We start from the raw sequence: 20,710 nt of genomic DNA, 5'->3' as shown, positions 1-20,710 counted from the left end.
GCTGCCAGCAGCAGTAGGCTGAAAAATTAGTGGTTACCATGCGGACCAGTGTGGGCAGCCCGCCCGCTCAAAAAGACGTTCTCCCATGACCAAAGGCTATCGCATCCATGCGTCAACCGGCATCCATCGGGGTGACCGCGACTACCAGCAGGATCAGGTCTGTCTGCTGCACCATCCCCGCGAAAGCGGCTGCCTGCTGGCGGTGGTGGCGGATGGCATGGGTGGCCGAAGCGGCGGCAGAAAAGCGTCGGACCAGGTGATGCTGACCTCGCGCCAGCTGTTCGAGCGCTACGACCCGGACACCGACGATCCTGCGGCCATGCTGCGGCAAGTTGTTGAAGAATCGCACCTTGTGATCAAGCTCACCGCCGTGTCGGCCGAGCAGGAGCCCCACAGCACGATTGCCGCGTTCCTGCTCACCCCCGGTGGCAGCAGCCAATGGGTGCATGCTGGCGACTCACGGATCTACCACTTCCGCAACGGCAAGATGGTGTTCCGCACCATGGACCACTCCTACGTGCAGTCGCTGGTCAACCAGGGAGAGATCACCGAGGAAGAGGCACTGGACCATCCGCACTCCAACATCCTGATGGGTTGTCTGGGTACCGACAGCGATCCCCCTGTGGACCTGCATGTGATCCCGCAACTGGGGCCCGGCGACGCGATCATGGCCTGCAGCGACGGCGTGTGGCACTACTTCACGCCGGACGAGCTCGCCAGCACAGTGGCCATGCTCTCGCCCCGCGAGGCCTGCGAGTTCCTGATCCAGAAAGCCCGCTCCCGGGCCAAGGGCTCTGGTGACAACCTGTCGCTGACCATCGTCAAACTCGATCCGCTGACCTGATCGGCGCAACACCTGGAGCCTGAACGGGCTGATCACGTCAGCCCGGTATCGACGGTCCGGTGCGCCAGCGCCAGATATTCGGCTGACTGCATCTCTCCCAGGCGCGAAACTGTCCTGGGGAATTCGTGTGCCATCGGGCCATCGGTGTAGAGCTGCTCAGGCGACACCGCAGCCGACATCACCAGCTTGACACGGCGGTCATAAAGCACATCGATCAGCCAGGTGAAACGGCGCGCTTCCGATGCTTGGCGCACCGCCATCTGCGGCACATTGGACAGCAGCAGCGTATGAAACTGTGAGGCGATTTCCAGGTAGTCGTTCTGTGAACGTGGACCACCACAGAGCGTCTGGAAGTCGAACCAGATCACGCCACCCGCCCGGCGCCTGGAATGGATCTCGCGCGACTCGATGTGCATCACCGGGTCCTCGTCGTGCGCCTCGGCCAGTTCGCCAAAGGTTTTGTCCATCGCAGCATCGGCTGCCTCGCCCAGTGGGCAGTGGTAGAGCTCGATGTGCGTCAGCGTGCGCTGGCGGTAGTCGGTGCCGTTGTCGACATTGATCACTTCCAGCTTCTGCTTGAGCAACTCGATGGCCGGCAGAATGCGGTCACGGTGCAGGCCGTTGGGGTACAGGCCATCGGGATGAAAGTTGGAGGTGGTGACAAAACCCACTCCCGCCTTGAACAGCGCGTCCAGCAGGCGGTGCAGGATCATGGCGTCTGTCACGTCCGCCACGTGGAACTCGTCGAAGCAGATCAGCTTGTAGCGCTCGGCGATGCGCCGCCCCAGCTCGTCCAACGGATTGACCGTTCCTTGCAGGTCGCGCAGCTCGCGGTGCACTTCCCGCATGAACTCATGGAAATGCAGCCGCGTCTTGCGCCTGATCGGGACTGCATTGAAAAAGCAGTCCATCAGGAAGCTCTTGCCGCGCCCCACCCCACCGAACATGTAGACCCCGCGCGGAATCTCCGGCTTGACGAACATCTTCTTCAGCGCATTGGAACGGCGCTGCTTGTACGTCGTCCATTCGGCGGCACACCGCTCCAGCGCGTCAATGGCACGCTGCTGGGCGGGGTCGGTGGTGTAGCCGCGCTGCTTCAGCTCGGCTTCGTAGGTGGCGCGGACCGACAAGGGCGAACCTGTGTCAGAAGTTCAGGGTGCGCTTGTCCACGGCCAGAGCCGCTTCCTTGGTCGCTTCCGACAGCGAGGGGTGCGCGTGGCAGATGCGGGCGATGTCTTCGGCGCTGGCCTTGAACTCCATGGCCACCACGGCTTCGGAGATCAGCTCGGAAGCCATCGGGCCCACGATGTGCACGCCCAGGATTTCATCCGTCTTGGCGTCGGCCAGGAACTTGACCATGCCGGTCGTGTCGCCCAGTGCGCGCGCACGACCGTTGGCCAGGAACGGGAACGTGCCGGCCTTGTACGCCACACCATCGGCCTTGAGCTGCTGCTCTGTGCGGCCGACCCAGGCGATTTCCGGGCTGGTGTAGATGACCCAGGGGATGGTGTTGAAGTTGACGTGACCGTGCTGGCCGGCGATGCGCTCGGCCACCGCCACGCCCTCTTCTTCCGCCTTGTGCGCCAGCATCGGGCCGCGCACCACATCGCCCACCGCCCAGACGCCCGGCAGGTTGGTTTTGCAGTCGCCGTCGACCACGATGGCGCCGCGCTCGTCCAGCTGCAGGCCCACTCCTTCAGCGTTCAAGCCAATGGTGTTGGGCACGCGGCCGATGGAGACGATGAGCTTGTCGGCGTCCAGCGACACCGCTTCGCCCTTGGCGTTGGTGTAGGCCACATTCACGCCCTTCTTGCCGGTCTTGATCTCGCCGACCTTCACGCCGAGTTCGATCTTCAGGCCCTGCTTGTCGAAGGCCTTCTTCGCTTCCTTGGCGATCTGCTCGTCCACCGCGCCCAGGAAGGTCGGCAAACCTTCGAGGATGGTGACCTCCGCCCCCAGGCGGCGCCAGACCGAGCCCATTTCCAGGCCGATCACGCCGGAGCCGATCAGCGCCAGCTTCTTGGGCACGGCACCGATGCGCAGCGCACCGTCGTTGGAAAGAATGAGCTCTTCATCGAACGGCACGCCTGGCAAGGCACGGGCGTTGGAGCCGGTAGCCACCACGACCTGCTTGCCAGTGATCACCTCTTCGGCGGCACCCGCCACCTTGATCTGGTAGGCACCATCGGCGGCGGCCACGAAAGAGCCGCGACCGTGGAAGAAAGTGACCTTGTTCTTCTTGAACAGGTAGAGGATGCCGTCGTTGTTCTGCTTCACGACCGTGTCCTTGCGGCCGACCATCTTCGCCACGTCCATCGTCACCTTGCCGGTGCTGATGCCGTGGTCGGCAAAGTGGTGGTTGGCGTGCTCGAAATGCTCGGAAGATTGCAGCAGGGCCTTGGAGGGAATGCAGCCGACATTGGTGCAGGTGCCACCGGGCGCGGGACCGCCGGCAGCGTTTTTCCATTCGTCGATGCACGCGACCTTGAAGCCCAGCTGGGCGGCGCGGATGGCCGCGATGTAGCCGCCGGGGCCGGCGCCGATCACGACGACGTCAAATGCTTGAGACATGTTTGTTCCTGAATGGGGTTGGACAAACGCCCCCGAAGGGGCGTCTGCAAAGTCACGGTTCGATCAGATGTCGAAGAGCAGGCGGGCCGGATCTTCCAGCGCTTCCTTCATGGCCACCAGACCCAGCACGGCTTCGCGGCCGTCGATGATGCGGTGGTCGTAGGACATAGCGAAGTAGTTCATCGGGCGCACCACGACCTGGCCATTTTCGACCATGGCGCGGTCCTTGGTGGCGTGCACGCCCAGGATCGCCGACTGCGGCGGGTTGATGATGGGAGTGGACATCATTGAGCCGAAGGTGCCGCCGTTGGAAATGGAGAACGTACCACCGGTCATGTCGTCGATGCCCAACTTGCCGTCCTTGGCCTTCTGGCCGAACTCGGCGATCTTCTTCTCGATGTCGGCGAAGCTCATCTGGTCGGCGTTGCGCAGGATGGGCACCACCAGACCGCGTGGCGAACCGACGGCGATACCGATGTCGAAGTAGCCGTGGTAGACGATGTCGTTGCCGTCCACCGAGGCGTTGAGGATCGGGAACTTCTTGAGGGCGTGCACGGCCGCCTTGACGAAGAAGCTCATGAAGCCGAGCTTGACGCCGTGTTCCTTCTCGAACTTCTCCTGGAACTTCTTGCGCATCTCCATGACCGGGGCCATGTTGATTTCGTTGAAGGTGGTCAGGATGGCGTTGGTCGACTGCGACTGCAGCAAGCGCTCGGCCACGCGGGCACGAAGGCGCGTCATCGGCACGCGCTCTTCCGGACGGTCACCCAGGTCGGGCGCGACCACCGCCACCTGCGGCAGCACCTTGGTGGGCGCGCCGGTAGGAATGGCGGCAGGAGCAGCAACCACGGCCTTGGGAGCGCTGGCGGCGGCCAGCACGTCGCCCTTGGTGACGCGACCGTCCTTGCCTGTGCCGGCCACGGAGCCAGGGGCCATGCCGTTGTCGGCCATCAGCTTGGCGGCGGCGGGCATGGCCACACCGGCCTTGCTGGCAGAAGCAGCGGCCACAGGGGCCGCGGCGGCTGGTGCGGGAGCAGCCGCAGCCGGTGCGGGGGCGGCTGCCGGAGCAGCGGCGCCGGCCACAGCGGCGGTGTCGATCCTGGCGATGACCTGGTCGGCGGCCACGGTGGCACCGTCGCCTTGCACGATCTCGACCAGCACGCCACCGGCGGGCGCCGGGCACTCGAGCACGACCTTGTCGGTCTCGATCTCGATCAATATCTCATCGGCGGCGACAGCTTCACCGGCCTTTTTCTTCCACTGCAGCAGGGTGGCTTCGGCCACGGATTCGGAGAGCTGCGGAACCTTGACTTCTACGATTGCCATGTTTGTTCTACCTGGAATGTTTCGAGGGGCGTGGCCCAGAGGCTGCCCCGGCACGGGGCCGGGGCGCGAGGCTCACAACGCCTGAACGTTTATTTGGTGAGGATGAAGCCCTTGAGCTTGGCGAAAGCGGCCTCGATGAGGGCCTTCTGCTGGTCCTGGTGCAGGTGGGCATACCCCACTGCCGGCGAGGCCGAGGCCGCACGGCCAGCGTAACCCAGCTTCTGGCCTTCGAGCATGTTCTCGTGCACCTGGTGCTGCACGAAGAACCAGGCGCCCTGGTTCTGCGGCTCGTCCTGGCACCACACGATGTCGGTGGCGTTCGGGAAACGCTTGAGTTCGGCGCCGAAGACCTTGTGCGGGAACGGATAGAGCTGCTCGACACGGATGATGGCCACGTCGTCTGCACCCTTCTCCTCGCGCTTCTTGACCAGGTCGTAATAGACCTTGCCCGAGCAGCAGATCACGCGCTTGACCTTGTCGGCCTTCTTGATCACCGCCTCGTTCTGCTCCGGGATCACGGTCTGGAAACCACCCTTGGTGAACTCGGACAGCGGGGAGGTCGCGTCCTTGTTGCGCAGCAGGGACTTGGGCGTGAAGATCACCAGCGGCTTGCGCAGGTTGCGCACCATCTGGCGACGCAGCAGGTGGAAGATCTGGCTGGCCGTGGTGGGCTGGCAAATCTGCATGTTGGTGTCGGCAGCCAGTTGCATGAAGCGCTCGACGCGGGCCGAACTGTGCTCGGGTCCCTGGCCTTCGTAGCCGTGCGGCAGCATCAGCGTCAGGCCGTTGGCACGGCCCCACTTCACTTCGCCAGAAGCGATGAACTGGTCGATCACCACTTGGGCGCCGTTGGCAAAGTCACCGAACTGGGCCTCCCAGACCACCAGCGTGTTCGGGTCGGAGCCGGCGTAACCGTACTCGAAGCCCAGCACAGCCTCTTCAGAGAGGATGGAGTCGATGACAACGAACGGGGCCTGGCCCTCACCCACGTTCTGCAGCGGTACATAGGTGCCTTCGTTCCACTTCTCGCGGTTCTGGTCGTGGATCACGGCGTGGCGGTGCGTGAAGGTGCCGCGACCGCAGTCCTCGCCCGAGAGGCGCACCGGATAGCCGGAAGCGACCAGCGATGCAAAGGCCATGTGCTCGCCCATGCCCCAGTCCACGTTGATTTCGCCACGGCCCATAGCCGCGCGGTCGTCGTACACCTTCTTGAGCAGCTGGTGCGGGGTAACGGTGGCGGGGATGGTCGTGATCTTCTCGGCCAGGCGCTTCCACTCGGCCAGCGGAATCGCGGTGTCGGCCTGGTCGGTCCACTTCTTGCCCAGGAACGGCGACCAGTCGACCGAGTACTTGCTCTTGAAGTTGGTCAGCACCGGATCGACCGTGTGCTTGCCGGCGTCCATGGCGGCGCGGTAGGCCTTGACCATGTCGTCACCGAGGGCCTCGCCCAGACCTTGGGCGGCCAGCTTGTCGGCGTACAGCTTGCGCGTGCCGGGGTGCTGAGCGATCTTCTTGTACATCAGCGGCTGGGTCAGGCTTGGGGTGTCCTGTTCGTTGTGACCCAGCTTGCGGAAGCAGATGATGTCCACCACCACATCCTTGCGGAAGGTCATGCGGTATTCCAGCGCCAGCTGGGTAGCCAGCACGACGGCTTCCGGATCGTCACCATTGACGTGCAGCACCGGCGACTCGACACCCTTGACGATGTCGGTGCAGTACAGCGTGGAGCGCAGGTCGCGCGGGTCGGAGGTGGTGAAACCGATCTGGTTGTTGATGATCAGGTGCACCGTGCCGCCGGTGGTGTAGCCACGGGTCGCGGCCAGCGCCAGGGTTTCCTGGTTCACACCCTGGCCGGCAAAAGCGGCATCGCCGTGCACCAGCACCGGCAGCACCTGCTTGCCCAGCGGATCGCCTCGGCGGTCCATGCGCGCGCGCACCGAGCCCTCGACCACCGGGTTGACGATTTCCAGATGGGAGGGGTTGAAGGCCAGAGAGAGGTGGACCGGACCGCCGGGGGTGGTCACGTCGGAGCTGAAGCCCTGGTGGTACTTCACGTCGCCAGCGGGCAAGTCCTCGGGGGCGGTGTGGTCGAACTCGGCGAACAGGTCCTTGGGCATCTTGCCCAGGGTGTTGACCAGCACGTTCAGGCGACCGCGGTGGGCCATGCCGATCACGATTTCCTGCACACCCTGTGCACCGGCCTGCTGGATCAACTCGTCCATGGCGGCGATGAAGCTCTCACCACCTTCGAGCGAGAAACGCTTCTGGCCGACGTACTTGGTGTGCAGGAAACGCTCCAGCCCTTCGGCCGCCGTCAGGCGGTCGAGGATGTGCTTCTTCTTCTCGGCGTTGAAGGACGGCTTGGAGCGGATGGACTCCAGCTTTTCCTGCCACCAGCGCTTCTGCGCCTGGTCGCTGATGAACATGTATTCCGCACCGACGCTGCTGCAGTAGGTTTCGCGCAGCGCGTTGATGAGGTCGCGCAAGGACATGACTTCCTTGCCGAAATAGGTGTTACTGGTGTTGAAGACGGTCTCGAAATCCGCGTCTGTGAAACCGTAGAACGAAGGATCAAGCTCGGGGATGTTTTCGCGCTCGGTGCGCTTGAGCGGATCAAGGTCGGCCCAGCGGCAGCCGACGTTGCGGTAGGCGGCAATGAGTTGCTGCACAGCCACGCGCTTGCGACCCAGGTCGGAGTCGGCACCGGCGGCCATGACCACCTTGGTTCCGCCCTGCTTGGCGCGCTCGGCAAATGCGTTGATGACGGGCTGGTGGGGAACGTCGCGAGCGTCGGTGCCGTCAACGGCAGGGACGTGCTGCAGGGCATCGAAGTAGCCGCGCCAGTTGTCTGGCACGCTGCCCGGGTTCTCCAGGTATTTTTCGTACATCTCTTCGACGTAAGGGGCATTGCCCCCGAAGAGATACGAGTTGCCCTTGTAGGCAACGTAGACGTTCGTCTCGCTCATTGATCCGCTGACCTCCGTTTCCCTCTGGGAAACATTAGCTGGTTAAAACAACCTTCCGCGACACGGCTGAACCGGTTGGCGGATGCGACAGTGACTTTGGAAGGACCTGACTGCAGCCTGCGATTGTGCCACCACGAGCACCTGCCGGCAAATCGAATGCCGGGGATGTTCGCAGCAGCTCAGGAAAACGGCATGCTGTGTTGCTTGCCGACGAAGAGCGCGTCTGTTGTGAACGCGGGCTTCAGGATCCCACACGCGGGGACAAACGCTCGGACGCGGGCACAGCGCTGGGTTCGTCCATCTCGATGGCGATCTGGGTGCACACCGTGCGGCACAGGGTCACCGCCTTCTCGCTCTGAACCCGGTAGATCACCTGCGTGCCCTCCTTGCGCTTGGCCAGGACGCCGGCGCGGTACAGCAGATTCAGGTGCTGGGACAGGTTGGGCTGAGTGGTCTGGATTTCCTGCAACAACTGCGAGACCGATTTTTCCTTGTCGCACAGCGCGCTGAGGATGCGCAACCGCATCGGCGTGGCCAGCACACCGAACAATTCGGCGGCCAGTTCGAACACCCGGACTTTCTCGGTTTGGGCATCCGTCCCGATCATTTGTTCCATGGCTTTCCGCGAGGTTGTCAATATAAGCATGCATGATACTGACAAGACCCACCAAACCCAATGCCCTCATACACCAGGGGGTTCAAAAAAAACGGCGCCCCCTGGCGCCGTCGATCAGCCGCGCAGCTCTCAGGACTGCATGTCCCTGATCTGCTGCAGGGCCGCCGGGTCGTCCATGGTGGTGAGATCCCCCGGATCGCGCCCCTCGCATACCGCCTGAATCGCGCGGCGCAGCAGCTTGCCGCTGCGGGTCTTGGGCAGCACACCCACGAAGCGCACACGGGCCGGGCGCGCCACCGCCCCGAGCTGCTCGTCCACCAGCTTCATGACCTCACCCTCAAGCTTGAGCAGTGCCGCCTCGTCGCCCAGAAGCGCGGTGTCCTTGAGCACGGCGAACGCCATGGCCACCTGGCCCTTGAGCTGATCAGCAACCCCCACCACCGCCACTTCGGCGATCTTGGGGTGGCTGGAAATGCTCTCTTCGATTTCGCGGGTACCCAGGCGGTGGCCAGCGACGTTGATCACGTCGTCGGTGCGCCCGAGGATGAAGTAGTAGCCGTCCTTGTCGCGGATGCCCCAGTCGAAGGTGCTGTAGACCTGCCGCCCCGGTACGCTGGACCAGTAGGTCTTGACGAAGCGCGCGTCGTCGCCCCAGATGGTCTGCATGCAGCCGGGCGGCAGCGGGCCTTCGACTGCGACCACGCCTTTGACGTCGCTACCGTGCAGCTCTTCGCCGGTCTGGTCGTCCAGCAACTTGACGTTGTATCCGTAAACCGCCTTGCCTGGCGAGCCGAACTTGCTCGGCGCCTTTTCCACCCCGTTGCAGATCGCCAGGATCGGCCACCCGGTCTCAGTTTGCCAATAGTTGTCGACGATGGGCTTGCCCAGCTCGTCAGAGATCCACTTGGCGGTCGGTTCGTCCAGCGGCTCGCCGGCCAGGAACAGCGCTTTGAGCGAAGACAGGTCGTACCTCTTGATGAACGAGGAGTCGTACTTTTTGAGCACGCGCACCGCCGTCGGTGCGCTGAACATCACCGACACCTTGTACTTCTCGACCAGGCTCCACCAGATACCGGCGTCCGGACGGATCGGCAGACCTTCGTACATGATGGTCGCCATGCCACCGATCAGCGGGCCGTAGATGATGTAGCTGTGGCCGACCACCCAGCCGATGTCGCTGGTGGAGAAATAGGTCTCGCCGGGCTCGCCCATGTAGATGTGCTTCATGGATGCGGCCAAGGCCACGGCGTAGCCGCCGGTGTCGCGCTGCACGCCCTTGGGCTTGCCGGTGGTGCCACTGGTGTAGAGGGTGTAGCTCGGGTGCGTGGCGTCGACCCATTCGCAGGGCACGACGACATCCATCACCTTGGCGCGCTCGGTCGCATAGTCGACATCGCGCCCCTCCACTGCCGTGAATGCGGCAAGACCCCGGTTGACCATCACGACCTTGCCCGGCTTGTGCGACGACAGCCGGATGGCCTCGTCCAGGAGCGGCTTGTACTCGACCACCTTGCCGCCGCGCGAGCCGGCGTCCGCGCTCACGATGGCCACCGGCGAGGCGTCCTCGATTCGGCTGGCCAGCGAGTGGCTGGCGAAGCCGCCAAACACCACCGAGTGGATCGCACCGATGCGCACACAAGCCAACATGGCAAACGCCGCCTCGGGAATCATCGGCATGTAAATCAGGACGCGGTCACCCTTCTTCACGCCCTGCGCCTTCAGGATGGCGGCCATGCGCTGCACCTCGGTGTGCAGCTCGCGGAAGCTGTAGGTCTTCTCGGTGTCGGTTTCGGTTGAGACAAAGATCAGTGCATTCTGGTCCGGCCGGTCCCTGAGGTGGCGGTCCACCGCGTTGTGGCAGAGGTTGGTCAGACCGCCCTCGAACCAGCGTGCGAACGGCGGGTTGTCGTAGTTGCAAACCCGGTCAAACGGTCTGTGCCAATCCACCAGCTGCGCCTGCTCGGCCCAGAAAGCGTCGCGGTCGGTGATCGAGCGCTGATGAAAGGCCTCGAAGCCCTGCGGGTTGCCCATGTAAGTCTCCTGGGTGGTGGATCAAACTGAATTCATAATTATGAATCCCAGACTTTCTGGAGTCTGACACGACGATGGCAGGACATCTTCGCCCGCCACCTTCCGAACTTACTTGATCAGCGCGTGAATCTCGCGGAAATCCGGGTGGTCGGCCGAACGCAGCCACTCGAACAACACCATCTCGGTGGTCACCAACTCGCATCCCGTGCCCGCCAGGCGGTCGAACGCCGCATCCCGGTTGCGCTCGGTGCGCGAGGCGCAGGCATCGGTGACCACCCACACATCCATTTCCTCCTCCACCAGATCCAGCGCCGTCTGGAGCAGGCAGACATGCGCCTCACATCCGGCCAGGACCACGGTGTTCCGCGGATGGGCCGCTGCAGCCGGCTTCTGCAGATGTTTGGGCAGGCTGCGGGCGTTGCCACCTTTGGTCGCGGGGCGCAGACATTCCAGCAGGCCATCGGGAACGGCACTGAAGTGCATCTTGGCGAGCGTGCGCTGGCAAAGGTCGCGCAGGCCCGGGTCGTTGGGCCCCAGCTTGGCGGGGTTCTGCTCGGTTCCCCACACCGGCACGCGCAGGCGACGGGCCGCCTGGGCCAGCCGGCGCGCGTTGGCCAGCACAGGCTCACGTTCCGGCAGCGCCGCCATCAGGCGCTCTTGGTAGTCGACCAGAACAAGTTGGGAGTCGGAAGCTTCGAGCAGCATGAAAAAATCCTGAAACTGTTCGTGCGGACTGCACGAACCGAGGGGCGATTGTGACAAACAGGTGCAGCGCGATCACATGGAGAAGAGGTCACCCTGCCCCGCCCCGTCGGCGTCCTGCTGCGTAGCGGCCAGGGCCTGGTCCATCCATTGCTGGAGGCTCTGCACAAACCGCGATTCCATCAGCGCCCGCCCCTCACCCCTTTGAGGCCCCTGCAACACCAGCAGTCCCAGCCCGTAGGCCAGCACCTCGTCGTGCAACTGCTGGGCGGCATCCGGCGTCAGTCCGCAGGTCTGGAGGGTTTCCAGGCAGGGCTGCAGCGCGTCCGCCAGGCGCCCCTGCAGCACCGACGCCGATACACCCGCCTCGCCAGCAGCCTCCTGCACACCGTGTCCGCCGTGCAGGACCAGCTCCAACCGCTGGGCGTCACCCGCCAGCCACGCCCACCAGGCCACCGAGCGCTCGATGAACAAGGTTCGCGCCAGCGCCGCCTGCGCAGAAGACACCGGACTGCCGTCCCTGCGCGGCCGGACTGTGCGGTCACCGCGCGGCGCCCTGATGCCAGACACCAGGTCGGCCAGTTCCTGCACGACGCGTTGCTGCAACGCGGACAGGATCGCCTCCCGCCCCGGGAAGTAGGCGTAAAGCGCACCGGCGGTGTAGCCCGCACGCTGTGCCAGCTGCCGCATGTTGAAGCCCTGCCCCCCGGCCTCCTGCCACAGCGCCCAGGCCACATCCAGCAGCTGTTGCCGCCGCTCGTCACCAAAACGCTGCTGCCGCGCCTGGCGGTCGGCCATGCGCTGCTGTTGCTGGCGAAGCTGTTCCGGCGTCAGGACCGGGGTGATGGCATCGAATTTGACTGACATGGCTCGATTGTCTATTTCCTTGGTGCTTGTTTGATTATATGAACGCGGTTCATTTAATTAAATTAAGATTTTCCGTTTGTTGGTGATTTGTTAGAACAAAACCATTCCAGCAGTTCTCCCCTTGGTTTTCTGGTTGAACACCAAGTGAGTCATTCCATCCAAATGCCAACAACGCCCGGTTCCTGACCGTCGAAAACTTCAACAGAATCAAAGGGATTGGCAACAGAACCTCGCTTGACTTCGGAGCAGTGCTTCGCTTAAGCTGCCCCGATGCGTGTTATCTGTGTCGCCGCTCTTCTTCTGGGATGTGCCTTGTGCCAGGCTGCCCCCAACGACCAGGAGCCCGACGAGATGGTGCGAATGCTGGAGGAACGCGGAGTGATGGCCCGGCTGGGCTCACAGCTCCAGCAGGCCAGAAGCGACATGGGAGAACGTGCATCCGATCTGGTGGTGCGCGCCATGGGGTTCCTGGGCGTGCCCTACCGCTACGGCGGCAACAGCGTGGACACCGGCTTTGACTGCAGCGGCCTTGTCCGGGCGGTCTATGAACAATCCTTCGGCAAGATCCTTCCCCGCCGGGCCGACCAGCAGGCGGCTGCCACGGAGGTCATTGACCGCAGCGACCTCAAGCCCGGCGACCTCGTTTTCTTCAACACCATGAGACGTGCGTTCAGCCATGTGGGTATCTACCTGGGCGAAGGCAAGTTCATCCACGCCCCTCGCGCCGGAGGTGCCGTGCGCGTGGAAGACATGCGTGTGGCTTACTGGCGGACACGGTTCAATGGCGCGCGCAGGGTGCCACTGAGCGGCCAGGACGTCGGCAGTCCCTGACCTGTTGCGGTTGATCACGCGCCACCCGCAGCGGGGACAGGTCAGCAAAAAGGCGCCGCAAGGGCGCCCTTTTTGTAGAGTCCTGGCGCTCAGCCGCGCTTCTGGATCGTGCGCCTGAAGTAGCGCTCGCGCACTCGGCGCGCCGTGCGCCAGAGCACCGGGGGGGCGAAATCCTGGCCCAGGCGCCACATCACACCAGAGAAGCTCTCCTCCGGCCGCGACTTGAAAATGGTGGTGTGGATGCCGTCCGCCTCGCCTTTCGGACGCCCGTTGGTGTAGTAGTACAGCGCCAGCGACTTGCGGGTCATGTCCTCCGGACAGTTCAGGGGGTCCGGATGGCCGTGGAAGGAGTCGCTGGTGGTGGTGAAGATCGCCAGGCGGTTGAACACCGGCAGGATCTTGTCGCCGCAGAACTTGGTGTCCTTGTCCCACAGCTCAAGGTACCCACCGTACTCCTCCTTCCAGTCCTTGTTCAGGTACAGCAGCACGTTGATGCGGCGGTCCAGGAAGGTGCTGTCGTGCTTGTTGAAGTCGGCGTGCAGCTTCAGCAGGCCTCCGCGACGGATCTGGTGCAGGCCCCCCCCGCGCAACAGCGGGTCGGGAATCAGGTTGTCGATGCCGGTGAGCTTTTCGAGGAACTGCAGGAACGGGATCGAGTGGAACTGGTAGAACAGTTGGCGGGTCACCGGGCCGAACTGGGTTTCGTCGGCGCAGACCAGCTTGATCTCGGTCTGGCGGTTGTAGTTGTGCCAGTCGATGTCGGCGGGCTTCGGAAACTCGGCCAGCACCGCCTCGGCCACATCCGGGGGCAGGAAGTTGTCCAGGTGGATGTGGGGGAACGGATTGCCCTTGGCGTACCGCTCCGCGTTATCCACAGCCAGTTGAAGGTACTTGGGATCGTCAAACACAAAACGATCGCTCAGATCCACGGTGGACATGTCCATGCGCTCCTCAGGAAGGGGTCGGGTCGATCCGACAAAACCTGACGATGCTAGGTCGCAAGACTTAAGATGCGTTTAAGCGTTCAGCCATCGTGGTCTGGTCGCTGGCGGTGCGGCCTGCCGCATCCTCATGCGGACATCAAGCCTGGGCAGCGGGCACCGGTGGCAGCGCGATACAGAACGTGGCACCCTCACCTGGCGCCGCCACGGCGGCGAGCTCACCGCCATGACGGTGCACGATGCGCTGCACCGTGGCCAGACCGATGCCGATGCCGGGAAACTGGTCCTCCCGGTGCAACCGCTGAAATGGCTGGAACAGCCGGTCAGCGTGGGCCATGTCGAAGCCCGCACCGTTGTCCGAGACGCATATGCCATGCAGCCCAGTGACACTCCCCGCATGCACACGGATCTCGGGGTCCGGTGTCGCACCGGTGTACTTCCAGGCGTTGTCAAGCAGATTGGTCATCACCGAGGCCAGCATGCGCTCGTCACCGGTGACCTCCAGCCCTTCCTCGACATAGGTGCGCACCTGCCGACTGGACTCCTCGGCCAGCTGTGCCAGTCGCTGACGGGCAAGTGCGGACACATCCACCCGGTCGAGGCGAAGATCCCCCCGGCTGCTTCTGGAGAGCGCAAGGATGCCTTCTATCAGCTGGCCCATGCGCGCAGCGGACTGGTGAATCCGGTCCAGATAAACCCTGGCCTGGTCGGGCAGTGTGTCGCCGAAATCTTCCTGCAGCGCCTGCGAGTAGCCGCTGAGCGCCCGCAATGGTGCGCGCAGATCGTGGGAGACCGCATAGGCGAAGGTCTCCAGTTCCCGGTTCGCGGCGCTGAGCTCGGCGGTGCGCTCGGAGACACGAAACTCCAGTGTGGCGTTCATCTCCCGCAACGTGGCCTCGGCCGACTTGAGCGCGTCGATGTCGGTGTGGGTGCCCAGCATGCGCAGCGGCCTGCCGTCCGCGGACCGCTGCTCGATCTGTCCCAAGGACAGGATCCATTTCCAGCGCCCGTCCCTCGTGCGCAGTCGGAATTCGACGCGAAACGCCGCCTGGCGGCCCGCGAGGTAGTCCTCCAGCAGGCGCGGAATGCGGGCCTGGTCTTCGGGGTGGAGCCGTTCGCGCCACGATGCGAGGGTCTCGCGGAAATCGGCCGGGTCGTGGCCGAGCATGACCGCGTACTCGGGACTCACGGTGGTTTCACCGGTTTCCAGGTTGAGGTCGTACAGCCCCTGACTGGCTGCCGCCAAGGCCAGGCGCAGCCGTTCTTCGCTGTCGTGCAGGGCCATCTCCGTGGCCCGTCGACCACTGATGTCGAGAAATGTCACCGCGCAAAGGCCCTCGCCCGCCCGGAAAGCGGACACCGAAAAGAAGGTGCCCAGACGTTCGGACCCTTGCTCGAACTGCCGCGACTCGCCTGTCAATGCCACCCGGCCGTAGGTGCCGATCCAGTCCGCTTCGTCGTCCTCGATACCCGGCAGCACCTGCGTCAGCCGTTGCCCCATGACCTTGACCAGGTCCAGACCCGTGACATCGGCCAGATGGCGGTTGGCGGCAAGGATCACCAGATCCACCGGTCTGCCCTGCCCGTCCTGAACCAGTTCGAACAATACAAAACCAGTGTTCATGTTCTCGAACAGGGAGCGGTAGCGGGCCTCGGACTCGATCAGCCGCTGCTTGGCCTGCGTGCGTTCGGTGATGTCGCGCGAAATGCCGAAGGTGCCTCGGATGTGTCCCTGGGCATCGCGCAGCGGCCCCTTGGTGGCCAGAAATACCCTTCGCCCCTGCGCCGTGTCCAGGTGTTCCTCGTTGGTCTCCACACGGCCAGACGCCAGCACCCGCCGGTCGATGCCCCGGATCAGCGTCGCCTGTTCGGCCGGGAAAGCAGCCCCGTCGTCCTGGCCGAGCAAGGCGCTGGCGGGACGCCCCACATAGCGGGCCGCGGCGTCGTTGACCAGCAGGTAGCGTCCCTGCTCGTCCTTGGCGAAGATGGCGTCGCTGGAACTCTGGGCGATGGCGGTGAGCAGCTCCAGGGCCCGGGTCTTTTCTTCCGCCTGGGCCTGTTCGCGCCGATGGGAGGCGTTCAGCCGTCCGACCAGCCGGCGGACCAGCACATACAGCAGCAGGGTGGTGACGACGACGAAGAACCAGCCCTTGAGCATGCTGGCCTGCACGAGCGCCTCGGGGTCGTGCCACAGCAGGCCCATCGCGCGGTCCGACAGCAGGATCCAGAGACCGGCAAACGCGGCATACACCAGCGCCACACGCAGGGCACCATGCGCCAGATTGATTCGTTTGTTGGATGTGTTCACTGGAATCCGGGCCGATGAAGCCGCTGCAACAAGCTTGGGCGACCTTACCCGTCCCGGCCCCGGCATACAAACCCTGCGACGCAAAAACTGCGAAAAATGACCGTTCGCGCGATGTGATCCGCAGACCCTATGCTGTCGTCAGGCCGACGCGCCGCCAGCAGGCTGCACCAGCAGCAGCCAGTCGCTGTCGCCGGCAGCGTTCCTGGCCGGCGGCGTCACATGCAGCTGCCCCACGCGCAAGTCGAGGTGCAAGGGGTGCGTTTCGAAGCTGGTCGGATCGACCCAGCAGCCCTTCAGCGGCCCTTTCAGCCGACGAACATCGAGCGAAAAGCCCTTGCTCTCGATCGTGTAGGCGAGAACGGTGGACCTGGCTTCGGCCATGCCCACGGCGATGGGTGCGGGCGAAGTGGGCCGCCACCCGAGCTTGAGAAGCAGCCGCTGCAGGCGCCTGCTGCGAGGCAGGAAGTGCTTGCGCCCCTCGGCCGGGAGCAGCGGCACGAACTCGTGCCACGGCAAGGTGGCCAGCAGGAACGACCGGGCCAGGCCGATCTGCCGGGCGCCGGGGAGTTGCATCGCCTGCGCCCACGGCAGGTTCCCCCAGCAGGACCCGGAGGGCGACGGGCCAAACGGCCGCTGCTCCGTGTTGACCTGCCAGATCCCGTTGGCCCCGTAGGTGTGCCCCGCCAGGCCGCTGTTGAGCGCATGCGCCCAGAACGCCTCGCGCGCGTCGCGGGCCGTGACGGTGGGGTTGATGTCCAGCGCTTCGTACCGGGACTCCCCGCTGATCACCGGCATGACCGGCCCCGCGCTCCAGCCCTCCTGCGCGCGCCGCGCGTGGTGCAGCGTGGGCTGCCCGTGACCGGTCTGCTGCATCTCGAAGTCGAGCAATCCCGGGTCCGTGACCGACTCGCGGGCGCTGGTGACCGGGTGCGTGGAAATCAGGCGGCCGAAGGCATTGAGTCGGCGCATCTCGCGGATCACCTCGGTCCATTCGGTGCGCAGCCGGGCCCGCGAGGCGTCCTTCTGCAGGTGGCCTTCCAGATACCACGGCATGGTCTGCTCGCCGGCGGCCACCCACACCACGGGCAGCGCCCCCCAGCGCGCGATCAGATGCCGCCAGTGCCGCTGCATGTTCTCCAGGCCGATCATGGGCAGGTAGTAGCCCCAGGCGCCCAGAATGCACGGCACCAGACCTTGCTCGACCAGGTGAAACACCCGCTGGTCCGCCTCGTCGAAAAAGGCCGGGTTGATCCGGCTCAGGTCGGTTTCCCAGCTGAAGCCACTGGCGCTGCGGCCCCGCTCGTCGAACAGCGGCATGTCCGGATACAGGCCTGCGACGAGCTGGATCAGGTTGAACCCGCGTTCCTTGCGGTTGCGTACCAGCGCCTGGAAATCATCCGGCCACGAGAGGCGGCCGCACAGCCCCATCCACCAGGTGTCGCCCAGCCAGAAGAACGGCGTGCCGTCGGCGTGGCAGAAGTGCCGCCGGTCCTCGGCCACCCGGATGCCACCGTGCCGGTAGAGCGGGTTGTCACCCTGGTAGGCCGTGACCTCGACCGTGCCCGCCTGGCCATGCAGACCCGCATTGCCCGCGTCGCTGCAGCGGGTGGTGAAGGTGTGGATGCCCGTCTCGGCACTGGCGTAGCGGACACACCAGGTGACCCCGCCGCCCCAGAACGCCGGCACCTCGACCACACGCTGGCTGGGCGATACGAACACCACGTCCAGCAGCAGATCTTTGAACGGCTCGTCATAGGCGACGCTCGACCGGAAGCGGATCTCGACCGCCCTGTTCTGATGTGTGCGGAGCGTCATGCCTTGCCCCCGCCCGCCAGCCGCCGGGCTTCTTCAAGCATGGACGCATCGCCATAGCGCTCGATCAGAGACATCGTGATCTGCGCCGTGGGCCTGCTCAACCACATCGGCGACTTCTTCAGAAAGCCGAAGCCCTGTTCGGGCAATGACCAGTGCGGCAGCGCATAGGCCGGCCCTGTGGCGATGGTGGCCCAGAGAATGAAGCGGCGCAGCGTCGCTGCATCGACCGGTGCTGCCGACGGGTCGGTCAGGGCCCGCTGTTCTTCGCGCAGCGCCGTGTCCTCGGGGATCACCAGGTTCGCAGCCAGTTCGCGCAACTGGTCGGCGTCCATGCGTTCGAGGTGCTGATCGAACCGGGTGATGTCCAGTGTCTGGGCATGGCGATAGCCGCGATCAATGACCCAGCGGCTCAGACCGACCTCGCCACGGCGAATGGTTTCCAGCTTGTCGGCGGTGAGCGTCAGGTCCTGCCAGTACTTGCGGAAGCCCGGGTCCCTCAGGATGCGCGCGCCAAACATCAGCGCGAACGAGCAGTAGTGCAGGTGCGGCACGCCCTCATCCGGCACCCAGGGCCGGCCACGGCCGGGGTCTGCCAGAAAGTCCAGCCAGCCGTCGTTGGATACCGCGCCCACCAGATCCACCTCCAGCCGCTCGGCCTGCGCCAGCCAGTCTGCCGAGGCCGGCACCGGGAACCAGGCGGAATCGTTGACCAGCAACAGCTGATCGAGGCCCGGCAGTTGGTCCAGGGCCATCAGCACGCCCTCGCGGTAGGCGCCAAAGTCGTAACCGTAGTTGGGCCGCTCCACCAGCCGCCAGCACAGGGGTTGCAGGCGTTCGCGCTCCTGGGGCGTCAGCGGCAGGTTGCTGACCACCAGCGGCGCACAGCCCTTGCGCGCCAGGTAGGCCAGCGACGTCAGGTGGGAGTCCTGCAGCCCGAGGCGTGGGTACACGACATACACCGCACAGCGCCGGGTGGCCGCCAGTGCGCCTTCGGTGATGCGCACCTGGCGCCTGAGCCAGTGGTCGTGCCACAGGTTGCCGAACCAGAGGTTGACGAACAGACCCGGCATCCGCCGCACACGGCCCCAGCGCCAGGCCAGATGGTTTCGCAGCCGGGTGAGCCAGCGGCCAGCGGTCTGCGCAAATGAATCGGTCCCCATGCTGCGTCGGACGGCTCAGGACACCGATCGCCGGAGCATGGGCAGCACCAACCGGTGGCCCAGCGGAGCGAACACCGCCACCTCCACCAGCCCCAGCAGCAGCAGGCGTACGAAAGGATGCTGGCCCGCCACCCAGGGCAGGTGGTGCACGAACCACCATCCGAGGGCCGAGGCGCCGAGCATCAGGAACAGCAGCAGGCCTTCCATCCGCAGGTTGCGCAGGCCCAGCTTCCAGCCCAGGTACTGGCTCGTGGCCCCGGTGACCACCTCGGCACACAGCACGGCCAGCACCGCCGTCTCGATGGAGTAATCGAACTGGAGGTAGACCCCGAGGAACAGCAGGAACGAGAGCACCTTGACCGCGCTCACGATGGCGATCCACTGCGGCTTGCCCATGGCCATGAACGCAGCGCCGTAGATGCCGCTGAGGCTGCTGAACCAGACCCCCATGGCCAGCAGCGGCAGGAAGTCGCCCCCTTTGACGTAGCGGTCGTCGTAGGCCAGATCGAAGAAGCTGCTGGCCCCGGTCACCAGCAGCACCACCAGAAAGCTCACCACCAGCATCAGCGGCACGCGGGTGCGCCGGAAGGCCTCTTTCAGCGGCACCCCGTGGTCCAGCATGCGCGAGTACCAGGGGAACACGATGGAGGACTGCAGCGTCCCCACCAGCATCGCCACCATCAGCGACAGGCTGGTGGCGATGGAATAGACGCCCACCTCGGCCAGGGGGAAGATGGCCGCCAGCAGCACGCGATCGATCTGCAGCGCCAGGAAAGAGATCATGGTGCTCAGGAACACCCACTTGCCGAAGCCGAAGATAGCCTTCACCGAGTCCCGGTCGAGCCGGAACCGGTCGGTCATGCCCGACAACATCGCATACGAGAGCCAGACCCGCAGGCCGCTGCTGACCACACCTGCGATCGCCAGCGCATATACCGAGCGCAGGTACCAGGCCAGTCCCACCATCAGCACCGCGTTCAGCACCTGCACCAGGAGCTCGATCTTGGTCACGCTGGCAAGGTCCATCCTCCGAGCCGCGGTGAGCATGCGCGAGGACTGGAAGCCGTCGGCGATGGCACCAAGCGCCACCAGCGGGATCAGCCAGAGCAGTTCGCGGGCCATCGGGTCGTTGGCGCCATAGATGTGCGCCATGGGCCAGGCCAACGCCGCCGCACCGATGAACAGGATCCCTCCCCGAATCGTCTGCAGGGTCCAGGCCGTCTGCAGGAAGACCGGTTCGTCGCCTCTGGGGTTCTGCACCACGCTGGGCTTGAGCCCGAGGTCGGAGAACATCGCCAGGCCCTGCATCACCGCCGCCACCAGGGCCATCAGGGCAAAGGCCTCCTGGAACAACAACGCCGCCAGTGCGATGTTCGATGCGAGACGGATGATCTGCCCGCCACCGAACGCGACAACGATCCAGATCGTCCCGGTCTTGGCGCGGGCGGAGATGTGGGCCATTGAGGACTGGCCGACCTCCGCGGCGGGTGTCACTGAGTCGGTCAAGCAGCACTCCCCGGCGCCACATCTTGGGCAGCATGCAATCGCACCATTGGATACATCACGGTTGGTTCTGGTGCTCGGGCAGGCACCCTGTTGCGCGCAGGCGAATGAAAAAGTTCAAACGCGCGGGGGCAAATTATCGCGAAGATTTCCTCTCCGTCTCGGCCCGCGCGAGGCGCACGCAACAAAACGCCCTCCGGAACACAGGGTCCCGGAGGGCGAATCGATT

General features: G+C 64.6%; 15 protein-coding genes. 2 read left to right on the top strand and 13 right to left on the bottom strand.

Annotation, left to right across the window (positions count from 1 at the left end; translation table 11 throughout):
• Window positions 1–85: 85 nt before the first annotated feature.
• Window positions 86–844, top strand: coding sequence for a PP2C family protein-serine/threonine phosphatase (locus HPF_RS10580; RefSeq protein ID WP_066154221.1), 759 nt, complete (start codon window positions 86–88; stop codon window positions 842–844).
• A 32-nt stretch (window positions 845–876) separates the two neighbouring features.
• On the opposite strand, the gene zapE is transcribed toward HPF_RS10580, so the two are convergent.
• The 8 genes from zapE to HPF_RS10540 form a co-directional block, all read right to left on the bottom strand.
• A complete protein-coding gene (zapE, locus tag HPF_RS10575) occupies window positions 877–1,974 on the bottom strand; it encodes a cell division protein ZapE (protein WP_079366175.1) in 1,098 nt (365 codons plus the stop codon).
• 13 nt (window positions 1,975–1,987) lie between these two features.
• Window positions 1,988–3,415, bottom strand: coding sequence for a dihydrolipoyl dehydrogenase (gene lpdA, locus HPF_RS10570; RefSeq protein WP_066154225.1), 1,428 nt, complete (start codon window positions 3,413–3,415; stop codon window positions 1,988–1,990).
• A gap of 63 nt (window positions 3,416–3,478) precedes the next feature.
• On the bottom strand, window positions 3,479–4,741 hold the full coding sequence (gene odhB, locus HPF_RS10565) for a 2-oxoglutarate dehydrogenase complex dihydrolipoyllysine-residue succinyltransferase (RefSeq protein ID WP_066154228.1): 1,263 nt from the start codon (window positions 4,739–4,741) through the stop codon (window positions 3,479–3,481).
• Between the two features lie 89 nt (window positions 4,742–4,830).
• The gene (locus HPF_RS10560) at window positions 4,831–7,707 is read right to left on the bottom strand and encodes a 2-oxoglutarate dehydrogenase E1 component (RefSeq protein WP_133156566.1); all 2,877 of its coding nucleotides are present in this window, start codon (window positions 7,705–7,707) and stop codon (window positions 4,831–4,833) included.
• 241 nt (window positions 7,708–7,948) lie between these two features.
• Complete coding sequence (locus HPF_RS10555) at window positions 7,949–8,323, bottom strand: ArsR/SmtB family transcription factor (RefSeq protein ID WP_066154234.1); 375 nt, start codon at window positions 8,321–8,323, stop codon at window positions 7,949–7,951.
• Window positions 8,324–8,452: 129 nt separating this feature from the next.
• Window positions 8,453–10,354 carry a propionate--CoA ligase gene (locus tag HPF_RS10550; protein WP_079366173.1) on the bottom strand — a complete coding sequence of 634 codons (1,902 nt, stop codon included), beginning with the start codon at window positions 10,352–10,354 and terminating at the stop codon, window positions 8,453–8,455.
• 108 nt (window positions 10,355–10,462) lie between these two features.
• A complete protein-coding gene (locus tag HPF_RS10545; RefSeq protein WP_066154240.1) occupies window positions 10,463–11,059 on the bottom strand; it encodes an isochorismatase family protein in 597 nt (198 codons plus the stop codon).
• A gap of 72 nt (window positions 11,060–11,131) precedes the next feature.
• A complete protein-coding gene (locus HPF_RS10540; protein WP_066154243.1) occupies window positions 11,132–11,923 on the bottom strand; it encodes a TetR/AcrR family transcriptional regulator in 792 nt (263 codons plus the stop codon).
• 270 nt (window positions 11,924–12,193) lie between these two features.
• Between HPF_RS10540 and HPF_RS10535 the strand changes: the two genes are divergently transcribed.
• The gene (locus HPF_RS10535; RefSeq protein WP_079366171.1) at window positions 12,194–12,754 is read left to right on the top strand and encodes a C40 family peptidase; all 561 of its coding nucleotides are present in this window, start codon (window positions 12,194–12,196) and stop codon (window positions 12,752–12,754) included.
• An 89-nt stretch (window positions 12,755–12,843) separates the two neighbouring features.
• Here the strand turns inward: HPF_RS10535 and HPF_RS10530 are convergent, their stop codons facing one another.
• The 5 genes from HPF_RS10530 to HPF_RS10510 form a co-directional block, all read right to left on the bottom strand.
• Window positions 12,844–13,692: a 2OG-Fe(II) oxygenase gene (locus tag HPF_RS10530; RefSeq protein ID WP_066154702.1), complete on the bottom strand. Its 849-nt coding sequence runs from the start codon at window positions 13,690–13,692 to the stop codon at window positions 12,844–12,846.
• A 142-nt stretch (window positions 13,693–13,834) separates the two neighbouring features.
• Window positions 13,835–16,003 carry a PAS domain S-box protein gene (locus HPF_RS10525; protein WP_165961681.1) on the bottom strand — a complete coding sequence of 723 codons (2,169 nt, stop codon included), beginning with the start codon at window positions 16,001–16,003 and terminating at the stop codon, window positions 13,835–13,837.
• Between the two features lie 138 nt (window positions 16,004–16,141).
• Window positions 16,142–17,818 carry a glycoside hydrolase family 140 protein gene (locus tag HPF_RS10520; protein ID WP_133156564.1) on the bottom strand — a complete coding sequence of 559 codons (1,677 nt, stop codon included), beginning with the start codon at window positions 17,816–17,818 and terminating at the stop codon, window positions 16,142–16,144.
• Window positions 17,815–18,978, bottom strand: coding sequence for a rhamnan synthesis F family protein (locus tag HPF_RS10515; RefSeq protein WP_133156563.1), 1,164 nt, complete (start codon window positions 18,976–18,978; stop codon window positions 17,815–17,817). Before HPF_RS10515 ends, HPF_RS10520 begins: the two co-directional genes overlap by 4 nt.
• A 15-nt stretch (window positions 18,979–18,993) precedes the next feature.
• Window positions 18,994–20,439, bottom strand: a complete 1,446-nt coding sequence (locus HPF_RS10510) for an oligosaccharide flippase family protein (protein WP_133156562.1) — start codon at window positions 20,437–20,439, stop codon at window positions 18,994–18,996.
• Window positions 20,440–20,710 lie beyond the last annotated feature (271 nt).

This window comes from Hydrogenophaga pseudoflava (assembly GCF_004353865.1).
Classification (GTDB): Bacteria; Pseudomonadota; Gammaproteobacteria; order Burkholderiales; family Burkholderiaceae_C; genus Hydrogenophaga; species Hydrogenophaga pseudoflava.
The sequence above is the reverse complement of the archived record's forward strand: the minus strand, read 5'-3'. Positions and strand labels throughout refer to the sequence as shown.

Coding starts and splice junctions, on each gene's coding strand:
- HPF_RS10580 (WP_066154221.1), top strand. CDS start 86: ATGACCAAAGGCTATCGCATCCATGCGTCAACCGGCATCCATCGGGGT.
- lpdA (WP_066154225.1), bottom strand. CDS start 3,415: ATGTCTCAAGCATTTGACGTCGTCGTGATCGGCGCCGGCCCCGGCGGC.
- odhB (WP_066154228.1), bottom strand. CDS start 4,741: ATGGCAATCGTAGAAGTCAAGGTTCCGCAGCTCTCCGAATCCGTGGCC.
- HPF_RS10560 (WP_133156566.1), bottom strand. CDS start 7,707: ATGAGCGAGACGAACGTCTACGTTGCCTACAAGGGCAACTCGTATCTC.
- HPF_RS10555 (WP_066154234.1), bottom strand. CDS start 8,323: ATGGAACAAATGATCGGGACGGATGCCCAAACCGAGAAAGTCCGGGTG.
- HPF_RS10550 (WP_079366173.1), bottom strand. CDS start 10,354: ATGGGCAACCCGCAGGGCTTCGAGGCCTTTCATCAGCGCTCGATCACC.
- HPF_RS10545 (WP_066154240.1), bottom strand. CDS start 11,059: ATGCTGCTCGAAGCTTCCGACTCCCAACTTGTTCTGGTCGACTACCAA.
- HPF_RS10540 (WP_066154243.1), bottom strand. CDS start 11,923: ATGTCAGTCAAATTCGATGCCATCACCCCGGTCCTGACGCCGGAACAG.
- HPF_RS10535 (WP_079366171.1), top strand. CDS start 12,194: ATGCGTGTTATCTGTGTCGCCGCTCTTCTTCTGGGATGTGCCTTGTGC.
- HPF_RS10530 (WP_066154702.1), bottom strand. CDS start 13,692: ATGTCCACCGTGGATCTGAGCGATCGTTTTGTGTTTGACGATCCCAAG.
- HPF_RS10520 (WP_133156564.1), bottom strand. CDS start 17,818: ATGACGCTCCGCACACATCAGAACAGGGCGGTCGAGATCCGCTTCCGG.
- HPF_RS10515 (WP_133156563.1), bottom strand. CDS start 18,978: ATGGGGACCGATTCATTTGCGCAGACCGCTGGCCGCTGGCTCACCCGG.
- HPF_RS10510 (WP_133156562.1), bottom strand. CDS start 20,439: ATGGCCCACATCTCCGCCCGCGCCAAGACCGGGACGATCTGGATCGTT.